Source organism: Nakamurella panacisegetis, from assembly GCF_900104535.1.
In the GTDB taxonomy this organism is placed as follows: Bacteria; Actinomycetota; Actinomycetes; order Mycobacteriales; family Nakamurellaceae; genus Nakamurella; species Nakamurella panacisegetis.
The window spans coordinates 3450973-3463462 of sequence record NZ_LT629710.1 but is presented as its reverse complement, the minus strand read 5'-3'; the positions used below and the strand labels follow the sequence as shown (position 1 = coordinate 3463462).

General features: G+C 67.1%; 12 protein-coding genes. 4 read left to right on the top strand and 8 right to left on the bottom strand.

Annotation, left to right across the window (positions count from 1 at the left end):
• Window positions 1-83: 83 nt before the first annotated feature.
• Window positions 84-1466 (top strand): GH25 family lysozyme, encoded by a 1383-nt coding sequence (locus BLS97_RS15505; protein WP_231988134.1) that lies wholly within the window; start codon window positions 84-86, stop codon window positions 1464-1466.
• A 158-nt stretch (window positions 1467-1624) separates the two neighbouring features.
• Here the strand turns inward: BLS97_RS15505 and BLS97_RS15500 are convergent, their stop codons facing one another.
• The 5 genes from BLS97_RS15500 to BLS97_RS15485 form a co-directional block, all read right to left on the bottom strand.
• Complete coding sequence (locus BLS97_RS15500; RefSeq protein WP_172832286.1) at window positions 1625-3076, bottom strand: diguanylate cyclase; 1452 nt, start codon at window positions 3074-3076, stop codon at window positions 1625-1627.
• Window positions 3077-3555: 479 nt separating this feature from the next.
• Window positions 3556-3723 carry a hypothetical protein gene (locus tag BLS97_RS22955; RefSeq protein ID WP_157695459.1) on the bottom strand — a complete coding sequence of 56 codons (168 nt, stop codon included), beginning with the start codon at window positions 3721-3723 and terminating at the stop codon, window positions 3556-3558.
• Between the two features lie 316 nt (window positions 3724-4039).
• Window positions 4040-4921: an ATP-binding cassette domain-containing protein gene (locus BLS97_RS15495; protein WP_090477350.1), complete on the bottom strand. Its 882-nt coding sequence runs from the start codon at window positions 4919-4921 to the stop codon at window positions 4040-4042.
• A complete protein-coding gene (locus tag BLS97_RS15490; protein WP_090477348.1) occupies window positions 4918-5907 on the bottom strand; it encodes an ABC transporter permease in 990 nt (329 codons plus the stop codon). The genes BLS97_RS15495 and BLS97_RS15490 overlap by 4 nt, the downstream gene beginning before the upstream one ends.
• Window positions 5908-5985: 78 nt before the next feature.
• On the bottom strand, window positions 5986-7071 hold the full coding sequence (locus tag BLS97_RS15485) for a substrate-binding domain-containing protein (RefSeq protein WP_090477346.1): 1086 nt from the start codon (window positions 7069-7071) through the stop codon (window positions 5986-5988).
• Window positions 7072-7432: 361 nt separating this feature from the next.
• Here BLS97_RS15485 and BLS97_RS15480 point away from each other — a divergent pair, with 361 nt between their 5' ends.
• Window positions 7433-8476, top strand: a complete 1044-nt coding sequence (locus BLS97_RS15480) for a LacI family DNA-binding transcriptional regulator (RefSeq protein ID WP_090477344.1) — start codon at window positions 7433-7435, stop codon at window positions 8474-8476.
• 24 nt (window positions 8477-8500) lie between these two features.
• Here BLS97_RS15480 and BLS97_RS15475 read toward each other — a convergent pair whose 3' ends face one another.
• Together BLS97_RS15475 and BLS97_RS15470 are read right to left on the bottom strand one after the other, a co-directional pair.
• Entirely contained in the window at window positions 8501-8845 is a 345-nt protein-coding gene (locus tag BLS97_RS15475; RefSeq protein WP_197676201.1) for a hypothetical protein, read from the bottom strand.
• A 99-nt stretch (window positions 8846-8944) separates the two neighbouring features.
• Window positions 8945-9397 (bottom strand): SRPBCC family protein, encoded by a 453-nt coding sequence (locus BLS97_RS15470; protein ID WP_090477342.1) that lies wholly within the window; start codon window positions 9395-9397, stop codon window positions 8945-8947.
• A 38-nt stretch (window positions 9398-9435) separates the two neighbouring features.
• On the opposite strand from BLS97_RS15470, the gene BLS97_RS15465 reads away from it, so the two are divergent.
• Window positions 9436-11016, top strand: coding sequence for a phytoene desaturase family protein (locus BLS97_RS15465; protein ID WP_090477340.1), 1581 nt, complete (start codon window positions 9436-9438; stop codon window positions 11014-11016).
• A gap of 39 nt (window positions 11017-11055) precedes the next feature.
• Window positions 11056-11502 (top strand): DUF1810 domain-containing protein, encoded by a 447-nt coding sequence (locus BLS97_RS15460; protein ID WP_090477338.1) that lies wholly within the window; start codon window positions 11056-11058, stop codon window positions 11500-11502.
• Window positions 11503-11531: 29 nt separating this feature from the next.
• Here the strand turns inward: BLS97_RS15460 and BLS97_RS15455 are convergent, their stop codons facing one another.
• Window positions 11532-12215: a Pr6Pr family membrane protein gene (locus tag BLS97_RS15455; protein ID WP_090477336.1), complete on the bottom strand. Its 684-nt coding sequence runs from the start codon at window positions 12213-12215 to the stop codon at window positions 11532-11534.
• Between the last annotated feature and the right edge of the window lie 275 nt (window positions 12216-12490).

The window sequence follows — 12490 nt, the reverse complement described above, 5'->3', positions numbered from 1 at the left end:
CCCACTGTTATCGTGCAACCACGTACTGTCAGACCCGAACGGTTCCTTGCGTGGAGTCAGTGGCGTGATGAAAGGAACTCGTTGTGGGTATCCACCTCGCACGAAGGGCGGCATCGTCAGGAGTCGCCGTTCTGGCGGTCATGCTCGGGAGCCTGTACTTCGGCCCGGGAGTCGCAAACGCCGCCGCCTCGTGGGTGCACCCGGCATCTGCGGTCGCCTCGACCACCGTCACGCCCGTGGGGATCGACGAACAGATGGAGCGGGCCCGAACCCGTTTCGCCGCGAACGCGCGGACGGCCCATCCAGGCGAACCCGAAGTCCTCAGCCACCCCGTGCTGGAGGGCACGAGACCCGGGGCCGGTCGGTCCGTGAACACCGGTCCCCTGTCGCGGATACCGCGGACCGGGGCGCTGACCACCTCCGGGCCGACCGAACCCGGTGTGGACGTGTCCGGCTACCAGGGCAACGTGTTCTGGAGTCAGGTGGTCGCCGAGGGCGCGACCTTCGCATATGTGAAAGCGACGGAGGGCACCGGCTATCGCAGCGGCTACTTCGCCCAGCAGTACAACGGGTCCTATTCGGCCGGCCTGGAGCGGGGCGCCTACCACTTCGCCATCCCCGACAACTCCACCGGCGCCACGCAAGCGGACTACTTCGTTGCCAACGGCGGGGGTTGGACGGCAGATGGCCGCACCCTGCCCGGGATGCTCGACATCGAGTACAACCCATACGGTGCTGAATGTTTCGGTCTCACCCAGTCGCAGATGGTGAATTGGCTGGCCTCGTTCGACTTCGAATATCGGACGCTGACCGGCCGCTCGCCCGACATCTACACCACCACCGACTGGTGGACGACTTGCACCGGGAACTCCGGGGCTTTCGCGAAGGAAAGCCTGTCCATCGCCAACTACTCCGGATCCCCGTACCCCCTGCCCGCCAGCTGGGGAAGCTACAACTTCTGGCAGTTCGCAGATTCCGGTGTGTTCCCCGGCGATCAGGAGAGGTTCAACGGCGACCATCAAGCGTTGGTCTCTTTCGCCGACGGCGTCCCTATCCCGCCGCTCCAGCAGACGCGGGTGATCAGCCTGCGGGCGGCCGTCAACGGCCGGTTCGTCACCGCGGAATCGGGAGGCGCAGCGGCACTGATTGCCAACCGGACGGCAATCGGCCAGTGGGAACAGTTCGACCTCATCAGCGTCGGCACCACCCAGGTCGCCTTGCGGGCGCACGCCGACAACCGCTTCGTGTGTGCCGATCGGGCCGGCACCGTGCCGCTCATCGCCAACCGGACCGCGGTCGGACTGTGGGAAACCTTCACCATCGTGCCCCAGCCCGACAAAACCGTGGCCCTCCGCGCCGCGGTCAACGGTCGCTACGTCACCGCCGAGCTGGCCGGCACACGGCCGCTGATCGCCAACCGGACCGCTGTCGGAGCGTGGGAGAAGTTCACCATCGTCAGCCCCTGACCTACATCGCCCCTACGGGATCACCCCGCGCCGCTTGTTGCGGCACGGACCGGGGGGGCGGAAGCGACGCCACGTGCACGCCGGTGTGCGCAACGAGTCGACAGAACCCCCTTCTGGTCACTTGGGCGCCGATCGGGCAAAGCCCGTTCCCCGAACCGCTACCGCAGGCCGTCCGTCGGGCGCTCCCCCTTGGGCTTTTCCTTGTACATGGAGTGATCGGCCTGGTCCAGGATGTGCGCGACGTCGCCGCCTTCGATCGGAATCGGCCCGATTCCGATGCTCACCCGCACGCTGACCGAGATGTCCAGGTCGGTGATCGGCTCGGCCACCGCCGCTGCGATCCGTTCGGCCAGAACCTGCGCCTGGATCGGGTCCAGGTCGTTCGCCACGACGACGAACTCGTCGCCGCCCCATCGACCCACCACGTCGGCCTCCCGGACGGTGGCCCGGATGCGTTGCCCGACCGTCACCAGGACGTGATCACCCATCCGATGGCCGTGCTGGTCGTTGATGCGCTTGAAGCCGTCCAGGTCGATGAACAGCGCCGAGCCGACAACGCCGTCTCGGTGGGCCAGGGTAGCCGCCTGGCGCAGCCTCTCCGTCAACACGGATCGATTGGGCAGGTCGGTCAGCGGATCGTGGCGGGCCAGATGTTCGAGCCTTTCCAACGTCGCGCGCCGCGCCGAGATGTCCTCGATCTGCAGCACCGCACACAGGGGGCGGCCCTCGGCCGTGCGCGCGATGGTGGCGGAAACGCTCACCCAGACCGGTTCGTCCATACGGTGCAGGTATCGCTTGTCGCGCTGATACACATCCACTCGACCGGCGATCAGGTCCGAAACCAGGTGCGCGTCCTCCTCTTTATCGTCGGGGTGGGTCACCTCGGCCGGATCCAGCTGAAGCAGCTCCTCGACCGAATAGCCCAGTAGACGGCAGAACGCCGGGTTCACTCTCAGGTACTGGTCCGCCTTGTCCTCCCGGACGTGCAACAACGCCATACCGGTGGCAGTGCGGTCGAAAGCCTCGCGGAAGATTTCCTCGCCGGCCCGCAGGCGTTCGGTCAGCCTCGCATTGTCGACCGCGATGCCGGCCTGGACGGCCAGCAGCTCAAGCAGCTCTCGCTGCGGTGGAGCCGGGCGGCGACCACTGACCGGCAGGTCGACGGACAGGACACCGATCAGCTCGCCGTCGGACGATCGCAGCGGCGCGAAGAGGGCATCCATCGGGTGCCAGGCATCGACATCCGGCGAGACGGGAACCTCTGGCACCCAGCCCAGCGCGTGCGCATCCGGAGCTCGATCCCAGGGCACGAATCGCAAGGAGCCCCAATGATCGGCCACATCGAACTCGGCCTGATAGGTCGACAACGGTCGCTCGACCCCGAGGAGCTCCAATCGTGCCGATGCGCTGCCGGCCACCGCGATCGTGCGCATCCGACCACTTGGGCCGACCACGCTGACCACTGCTACGGCGAAGCCGACCGTCTCGACGACTGCGTCGACCACCGCCTGAACCGTGTCGGTCAGCTCCCGGTGGCTGTGGATACCCGAAATGAGCCTGACGGCCGAACGGAACGGATCGAGGAGCGAGGCCTGCTGAAGATCGTCCACCTGTCCCCGCATCCGACCATCGCTCCCCGTTTGGGTCAGCCTACGGTGTCCATCCCCGGGAATCTTCATCACGATGCCTGACCAGGTCGATATCGCGGTCGACGGTCAGCACCGGCCCGCCCACGCCGAGGCCAAGCGACTCCATGGAGTGATACGCCATCCGGGTAGCCACGCCGAATTGATGAATCCGTTGAACAAATCGGGGAATGTCGGATGGCCTCCGACTACTGCCAGTGACCTCTCCCGGCGATGTGGGGCGAGCAGCACTGTTTCGGAGATTTCGAACCACGCCCGAACGGATCCTTGTCAATGCGTGCTGCCCTGCCTCGCCATGCCACGAGCCCCTCTCCCCGTCGGAGGATCGCCCGACTGACGGCGAGTGCGGCCGCGGTCATCGTCCTGGGACTGACCTTTGTCGTTCCGGCCCGAGCCGCCGCCGACACCACTCCCCCCTCTGTGCCGGGAAGCCTGAACGCCGACTACTTCGGCGGCGTGGGCACCGTGATCAGCTGGGGAAAGGTGTCGACCTCCGATCTGGCCTCGTACGTCGTGTACCGCTCGACGAGCAAGACGATCCTCCCCGGCACCAGCACCATTGCCACCGTCGCCGGAACCACCTTCACCGACCCGTCCGCGACGACCGGCACCACGCTGTACTACGCCGTCGCATCGCAGGACAAGACGGGCAATGTGTCGAAGCCGTCCAGCGTTCAGACCGTCAAGACAGTGGACTCGACCGCACCGAGCACGCCCGCCGGTTTTAAGGCCAGTGCGTCCAGCACGGGGATCCGACCGCCACCAGTTACCAGGCGAACTACACGGCGCAGACCTACCTGGCCGGGGCCGACGGATGGAACCCCGTCAACTGACTCACCGAGGTCGATGGCCGCGGAGCACTTCTCGGCCAAGACAGCATCGGCCCCGAATCCCGTCCGGGATTCGGGGCCGACGGCCTGCCGCAGGTCAGTTGCTGATCTCACCCTTGGTGTGTTCGTGGTAGTGCTGCGCCACTTGTCCTTCCTGCGGGATCTCCAGGGCGCCGGTGATGAAGGCGACGGCGTCGGACATGGTGATCTCCTTGGGATCCACCACACCCACTCGTCGTCCCAGGCGGTGGACGTGGATCCGATCCGCCACCTCGAAGATGGCCGGCATGTCGTGGCTGATCAGGATGACCGGGAGACCACGAGCCGAGATGCGCTTGATCAGATCCAGCACATTCGCGGTTTCCTTGACCCCCAGCGCCGCCGTCGGCTCGTCCAGGATGACCAGTTTCGTCCCGAACATCGCCGCCCGGGCCACCGCAACCGCCTGCCGTTGCCCACCGGAGAGATTCTCCACCGGGACGGTGATGTCCTGAACGGTCGCGATACCCAGCGAGTCGAGCTGGGCCTTGGCCTCGTCTCGCATCGCCTTCTTGTCCAGGAAACGCATCTTGCCCAGGACACCGCCCCGGCGGATCTCCCGTCCGAGGAACAGGTTCGTGGCGATGTCGAGCGCCGGGGCCACCGCGAGGGTCTGGTAGACGGTTTCGATTCCGCGCTTGCGTGCCTCGTTGGGGCTGGAGAACCTGATCTCCTCACCGTCGAGGTAGACGTGTCCGGAATCGGGCAGCACCGCGCCGGTCATCGCCTTGATGATGCTCGACTTGCCGGCGCCGTTGTCGCCCACGACCGCGAGTACCTCCCCCGGGAAGAGGTCGAAATCCGACTCCCGTACCGCGGTGACCTTTCCGTAGCGTTTGACGATCGAGCGGGCCGCCAGGACCGGAACCACGCCGGCCGGCCCTCGGGCCGGGCCGGCCGTCGGCGATTGGGCGATGGTCGTTGCGGCTGCGGGGCTCATGAGCTCCTCCTACGGGTGAGCTGATCGAAGGCGACTGCAGCAATGACCAGCACGCCGGTGGCCAGGTTCTGGTAGTTGGAATCGATCTGCATGGCCGTGAGCCCGTTCCGCAAGACCGAGACGATCAGGGCGCCGACGATGGTCCCGACCACACCGCCGCGTCCGCCGAACAGGGACGTCCCGCCGATGACGACGGCCGTGATGGAGTCCAGGTTGCCGGTCTGGAAGGCGTTGGGATCCGCAGAAGGGCTGCGCCCCAATGCCATCCAGGCGGCAATTCCGTAGATGATCCCGGCCACGACGTAGACCGACAACAGGATCTTCTTGACGTTGATGCCGCACAGACGGGCGGCCTCGGAGTCGTTGCCGACCGCGTAGACGTGCCGACCCCAGCCGGTCTTCCCCAGCACCAGCCACATCACGACGAACAAAATGGCCGCCAGCACCGTGCCGTAGCTGATGTTCACCGAGCCGATGGTGATCTGCTTGCCCAGCAGGGTCAGCGTGCTGTCCCCGCTGACGTCGGTGGTGGTACCGCCGCTATACAGAGCCGAAACGGCCGTGACCACAGCCAGCATGCCCAAGGTGACGATGAACGGTGGGAGCCGCAACCTGGTCACCAGCAGACCCGAGATCGCCGCCACGGCGCCGGCCACGCCGATACCGATCAGCACCGACGGGGACGACGCCATCTGCATCGACAGCTTCGCGATGAGGACCGTGGCGAACACCATGATGGCGCCGTTGGCCAGGTCGATACCGGCCGTCAGAATCACCAGGGTCTGACCCAACGCCAAGGTACTGACCACCACCGTCTGGGCAATGATGGTCGTGAAATTGTCAAGGTTGAGGAACGTGCTGGTGGCAATGGAGAAGAACACCAGCGCGATGATCAACGCGGCCGTCGGCCCCAACGCTGGGGACCGCGCGAAGATTTCCTTCGCGCGATCCCCCGCACTGGCCCTCGGGGGAGCAATGCTTGTCATACCGCCGCCTCCTTTGGCGAACTGCACTCGATCCGAACCGGCTCAGTCACGAACTTCCCGCGCGAACTTCCCGCGGGATCATCCCCAGCAGTTGGCCAGGCCCCAGGCGGAATCCTTCGAGTCGATGCCCGCGATGGGCTTGTCCGTGATCAGCGTGGCGCCGGTGTTGACGACCCCGCTCGGCTTCGTACCGGTCTTGGCAAAAGTCACGATCGCCTTCACCCCGTCCTCGGCCATGATCTTCGGAAACTGCATGACGGTGGCGGCGAACTTACCGTCCTTCACGTACTGGACACCCGAGCAGCTGCCGTCGATCGAACCCACGATCACCTTGCTCTGCAGACCCTTTTCGGTCAAGGCCTGGTAGGCACCACGTCCCGCCGGCTCGTTGATCGAGTAGACGACATTGACATCCGGGTGCGCCTGCAGCAGGTTCTCCATCGCGCTCTGCGCCTTGGTCTGGTCACCGGCGGTCAACGCACTGCCGATCACCTGCGGCGGCGTGCCGTCCGGAAGGCCCATGCCCTCCAGGAACCCGTTGTGCCGCTGGATACCGACACTCGCGCTCGGGTCCAGATCCATGGTGATGATCTTCGGCGCCGTGCTGCCGATCTTGGCCTTGATGTACTTACCGAGGATCACACCGGCCTGCAGGTTGTCGGTGGCAAAAGTGGCCGGAACGGCGTCCACCGGGGTGGTCTCCGAATCCAGCGCGATCACCAGAATGCCCTTGGCCTGGGCCGCCTTGAGCGCGTTCAGGATGCCCGCCGAGTTGCTCGGGGTGATCATGATGCCCTTGACGCCCTGCTGGACCAGGTTCTCGATGGCCGTGACCTGTCCGTCGTTGTCGCCGTCGAACTTGCCGGCCAGGGCGATCACCTCGGCCCCCTGGGTGGCCGCCAAAGCCTTCGCCGACTCACGCAGCTTCACGAAATACGGGTTCGAGTCGGTCTTGGTGACCAACCCGATCTTGATCGTTCCCGTGCTCCCGCCGCCGGAGGCCGCCGACGCCGAGCCGGAGGAACCCGGCCCGGCGGAGGCCGCCGCCGCGGCGCTGGACGTGCTGGAACTCGACGAGTTGTTGTTCTTGGTGCACGCGGCCAACGACACCGAAGTGGTGACCGCGAGCGCGAGTATCGCGGCCCGAGTGACGGTGAGCTTCATTGCTTGTCCTCCTGTGGTGTGGACCTCTCGCGTCCGGATGGGGCGAGGGGACGTGGTGCGCGGAGCCTGGGGAGAAGGCCGCACGGGTGGTACTGCCCGAAGACCTCGGGATTCGTGTGAGTTCCGCCCCGGAACGGTTCGCGCCGGCCCACGAGAGGGAGACCAGGGTGCATTGCTCCTCCTCGAGCGACTGAACCGGTGCCTGCGCTATGACTGCGCTGTGACCATACGGCCTGTTCTTTGAATCACAGCCAGGCTATGATGGCATGCGCAAGCGCTTGCGCAAACGCTTGCTTCGAGGAATTCGCCCGTTTGGCCCATTATCGATGTGGGTTTGATCGGGCCGAGGCGGAGGCAGTCAATGACGACGATGGCGGACGTGGCCCGGCGGGCCGGCGTGTCGGTGTCCACCGTCTCGCACGTGGTGAACCAGACCAGGTTCATCAATCCGGACACCAAGTCCAGGGTTCTCGAGGCAATCGAGGAGACCGGGTTCATGGTGAATCCGGTGGCCCGGGCACTGACCGGGGCCAGCACGGCCACCATCGGGCTCGCCATGTCCGCCGTGTCGAACTTCTACTTCGCCGACATGGTCGCCGGAATCGACAACGCCGTTCGTGCGGCCGGCAACACCCTGCTGCTGGCCGATACGCACGAGGACCCGAAGGAAGAGCTGGCCATTGTTCGGTCGCTGCACCAACGTCGGGTCGACGGAATTCTCCTGGCCCCGGTGACCGGTCGCGACGGTGCCGCCCTGAAGTACCTGCGCGACACCAAAGTCCCGTCCGTCCTCGTCGACCGCTGCGCGGCCGACGATTTCGATCAGATCGGCGTGGAGAACATCCGGTCGACGGCCTTGCTGACCGAACACCTCATCGGACACGGGCACCGGCGGATCGGGTTGATTTCCGGCGTGGCCGGGGTCCAGACGACGATCGAGAGAACCAACGGCTATCGCCGAGCCCTTCGGGCTCACGGAATCCGATTCGACAAGGACCTGTTGGCGCAGGGGAATTCCGACGCTCCGCAGGCCGAGGCGGCCGTCCGACGCCTGTTGGCCTCGGCTCGACCTCCGACCGCTCTGGTCATCGGGAACAACCACATGACGATCGGGGCGTTGCGGGGCCTGCGGCGCGCGGGAATGCGGGTCCCGGAGGACATGGCTCTGGGTGCGTTCGACGATTTCGATTGGGCCGACGTATTCTCCCCCCATCTCACCGCGATCGCGCAGCCGATCGCGCAGATCGCGGAGCGAGCCGTCACGATGCTGCTGGAGCGGATCAACGGAGTCGGGGGTCCGCCGCGAACGGAACGACCGGCCGGGCTGTTCCGCGTCCGGGAATCATGTGGCTGCCCAGCCGTCGACGATCACGAAGACGAACTGGAGCAAGGCGCGGCCCGCTAGCCGGCGCGGGCGCCGGCTCGTCGGTCATTCCGCGGTGAGTTCGGCCAACTGTTCCGCCGCGGCGCGGTTTCCGGCATCGGCCAGGCGCTGCAGCTCGCCGAGATCGCCCAGCTCGGCCGCCGATTCGATCAGCTGGTCGACGGCGTCGGGATAGCCGAGATCAGCCAGCCGGCGGAGTTCGGCGACGTCGCCGCGCTCCGCCGCGAGCTGGACCAGCTCATCGACCGCGTCGGAAGAACCAGCGTCGGCCAGACGCCGGAGCTCAGCCGTGTCACCTTGTTCGGCGGCATGTTCCACCAGCTCGTCGATGGCGTCGCGATCACCCTGATCGGCACGAGCCCGGAGTTCGGCCCGGTCCGCTTCGTCCATGAGAAGTCCTCCAGCTCAGACCAACCGCCCGAGGGCCTCACTGTCCCACCCGGCTCCCCCAGGGACAAGGCCCGGTCGTCCTCGAGGCACGCGCGGGCCTCACGTGGGCCGGGCAGCGACGGCTCGACCCTCGGCCATCAACACCAATCGGCGGAGCGTCTCGGTGTTACGCCAGCCGATCATGAGCTGGCGCAGCGGCTTCGGGATGAACTTCCCGGGCCCGGCGATCACGTCTTCGGCGATGGTGACGGTACAACCGCCGGGACGCGCCGTCGCCTCGATCCGCACCTCGGCCTCGCCGACCGGCCACCCCTTCGCCTGCAGCACCACCAACCGGGGTGGGTCGTACTGCCGGACCACCGTCTCGTCATCCAGCAACAGGGGCCAGGGCCCGATCGAATGGTGGATCCGGCTGCCGGTGAGCGGCCACGCGGCGTCCACGGCCCGGATGCGCGCCGCTCCGACCACCCAGGAGGCATAGAGCCAGCCGTCGGCCAGCACCTCGAACACGTCCTGCGGCGAGGCCGAGCAGTCCCGGCTGATTTTCTCCATGTTTGTTCGGTATCCATCGACGGGGGTATCAATCACGGATGAGAAGAAGTGTTGACGCCGTCGTCATCGGCGCGGGTCCCAACGGGCTGGTCGCGGCCAATCTCCTGGCCGACGCCGGGTGGGGGGTACTGCTGCTCGAGGCGGAGGCCAAGGTGGGCGGAGCGGTGGCGAGCGACAGCGACGTGGCCGACGGATTCGAACACGACACGTTCAGCTCCTTCTACCCGTTGGTGGCCGCGTCGCCGGTGATGCGAGGCCTCGAGTTGGAGCGTCACGGCCTGGCCTGGTCGCACGCGCCGGCGGTGATCGGCACGCCGGACGTCGATGGTCGATGGGCTCTGCTGCACCACGATCCGCAACGGACAGCGGCCGGGCTGGACGAACTGCACGCCGGCGACGGCCAGGGCTGGCTGGATCTGGTGGACCAATGGCAGACACTCGGCGGCCCCCTGATCGACTCGCTGCTCTCCCCGTTCCCGCCGGTCCGAGCCGGACTCCGGCTGGCGGCCACGCTGCCGAAGGTCGGAGGCGCGGCCGGAATCCGTCTGCTCATCGAGTCCGCCCGGTCGCTGACCGAACGTCACCTGGCCGGGGAGACCGCGCGATTGCTGATCGTCGGCAACGCCGCCCACGCCGACCTGTCCCCCGACGCCGCCGGATCCGGGGTCTTCGGTCTGCTGCTGGCCATGATGGGACAGCAGGACGGATTCCCGGTGCCCACCGGCGGGGCCGGTCGGCTGGCCGATGCGCTGGCCGCCCGATTCGTGGCGGCCGGGGGCGAGATCCGTTGCGGGGCCGAGGTGACGGAGGTCGTGGTCGACCGCGGCCGGGCGGTCGGGGTCCGGCTGTCGGATGGAGAATTCGTCCGGGCCAGCTCGGTGGTGGCCGACGTCTCGGCCCCCGCCCTGTACGGAGGCCTGGTGTCCTGGAACGACCTTCCGGCGCGAACCCGCGCCCGGATGGCCGACTTCCAGTGGGACCCGGGCACCATCAAGGTGGACTGGGCACTGTCCGGGACGGTGCCCTGGCTGCAGACGCCGGCCGCCGCCCCTGGCACCGTGCACCTCGCCTCATCGGTCACCGAGGTGTCGACCTGGATGGCCCAGGTCACCGGCGGCACGGTCCCGGCCGACCCGTTCCTGCTGGTAGGGCAGATGACCACCAGCGATCCGACCCGCTCCCCTCCGGGCACCGAGGCACTGTGGTCCTACACCCACGTACCGCAACAGGTTCGCCACGACGAACTCGACCGCATCAGCGGTCGCTGGGACGGCTCCGAGATCAACATCATGGCCGACCGGATGCAGGACCGGATCGAACGCGCCGCTCCCGGCTTCACGTCCCGCATCGTGCAGCGGAGAATCCTCGGACCACGGGAGTTGCAGGGACGCAACCAGAATCTCCACCGGGGGGCATTGGGCGGGGGGACCGCGGCGCTGCACCAGGAACTGATCTTCCGGCCCGTCACCGGATGGGGCCGCGCCGAGACGCCGATCAAGGGCCTGTATCTCGGGTCGGCGTCGGCCCATCCGGGCGGTGGAGTGCACGGAGCCTGCGGCGCCAACGCGGCGCGGGCAGCCCTGTTCCATCGGCGCCTGTCGTTCCGGAACCGTCGGTAGAACCAGCTGCCCTCGTCGGCCGCAGGAAGGGGCACGGCCATGCCTGATCAGTGGAACCTCGGACGGTTCGTCACCGCCCAGGACGCCGACCGGACGTACGAGCGGGCGGCGGCCGAGTTGCGGGCCGGACACAAGACCAGCCACTGGATGTGGTTCGTCTTCCCACAGATCGCCGGGCTTGGCCTCAGTTCGACGTCGCGGCACTACGCGATCTCCGGACTCGACGAGGCCCGGGCCTATCTCGACCACCCGGTGCTGGGACCTCGGCTCTTGGAGGCTTCGGCGATCGTGGCGGCCACCACCGGGCGCAGCGCCGTCGAGATCCTCGGCGGGATCGACGCCCAGAAGCTCAGGTCCTCCATGACGCTGTTCCTGCGGGCGGCTCCTGGCGAACCAGCGTTCGGGCAGGTCCTGGATCGGTTGTTCGACGGCCGGGTCGATCCGGCTACCGATCGGCTCCTGGGCCTGCCGCCGGAAAGCCCGTGACCGATGCCCCGGCAGACGGCGCGGTCCCGCTATTCCCAGCGCGTGAGCGGATTCCAGCGGGCGACGCCCGCGATCAACCCGGTGACCACCGCCAGCACCACCGCGATGATCACCGACGTGACGGCCACCCCCAGGTACCCGTGATGAGACGGATCCATGAAGGGGTAGGGATACCAGTGGGCGAATGGCCCGCGTAAGAGGCTGTAGACCAGATAGGCCAAAGGCAGGACCAACCAGACGAGAGCGCGGCGCAGCGGGATGGGACGAATGCGACCAGCGATCAGCCAGTCAACCATGATCACGATCGGCATGATGTAGTGCAGCACGGTGTTGTCCCACGGCACCGCAGTGAGTTCCGATGCCGGGTAGCCCGAGAGCAGGACGATGAAGATTGCGATGGTCGTCGTCATGCAGAGGGTGACCGCCCCCCGGAAGAAGTCCAGTCCGCGCCCGGTCGCTCCGGCGGCCAGGGCAAAGGCACCGACGGTCAGGCTGATCACCGCGAGGGCGTTGGACTCCACCGTGAAGTAGCTGAAGAAGTCGGCCGCCCGAAATCGCTGCCGGGTGGTCAGCGTGGCGATCTCGGTGACGATGGCACTGAATCCCAGGAAGGCGAAGAACATCTTCGCGACGATCAACCACCGGAGCGGGACCGACCCCCGTCGTGAGGCGGTCGACCCGGCGACGACGGCAGTGCGGCCCGGACCGGACACCGAAGCTCCTCTGGATGGCAGTGGGTCGAGTGGGATATCGATCGAGTGGGATCCGGCCGACGGGGCGCCGCTCAGCGAGCATAGTCCGCACGCCCGGTTCGTCGCGGGGACGTCCCGGCCCCTCCAGGACGGGCTCCCGGATCGGGCCCGGCAGCCGAATTGTGACGCCCGCTGGTGTTTGCGCCGAGGGCGGGATGGTAATAAGGGGCCATGTCAGCCATCACGCCACCGGGGCGTCGGCGAAGGACCCCGGCCCCCAGCACCCGGCCGCGCCG

What these genes read in the sequence shown, in the direction of transcription:
- BLS97_RS15495 (WP_090477350.1), bottom strand. Translation starts at nt 4,921, where the DNA reads ATGAGCCCCGCAGCCGCAACGACCATCGCCCAATCGCCGACGGCCGGC.
- BLS97_RS15490 (WP_090477348.1), bottom strand. Translation starts at nt 5,907, where the DNA reads ATGACAAGCATTGCTCCCCCGAGGGCCAGTGCGGGGGATCGCGCGAAG.
- BLS97_RS15485 (WP_090477346.1), bottom strand. Translation starts at nt 7,071, where the DNA reads ATGAAGCTCACCGTCACTCGGGCCGCGATACTCGCGCTCGCGGTCACC.
- BLS97_RS15480 (WP_090477344.1), top strand. Translation starts at nt 7,433, where the DNA reads ATGACGACGATGGCGGACGTGGCCCGGCGGGCCGGCGTGTCGGTGTCC.
- BLS97_RS15475 (WP_197676201.1), bottom strand. Translation starts at nt 8,845, where the DNA reads ATGGACGAAGCGGACCGGGCCGAACTCCGGGCTCGTGCCGATCAGGGT.
- BLS97_RS15470 (WP_090477342.1), bottom strand. Translation starts at nt 9,397, where the DNA reads ATGGAGAAAATCAGCCGGGACTGCTCGGCCTCGCCGCAGGACGTGTTC.
- BLS97_RS15465 (WP_090477340.1), top strand. Translation starts at nt 9,436, where the DNA reads ATGAGAAGAAGTGTTGACGCCGTCGTCATCGGCGCGGGTCCCAACGGG.
- BLS97_RS15460 (WP_090477338.1), top strand. Translation starts at nt 11,056, where the DNA reads ATGCCTGATCAGTGGAACCTCGGACGGTTCGTCACCGCCCAGGACGCC.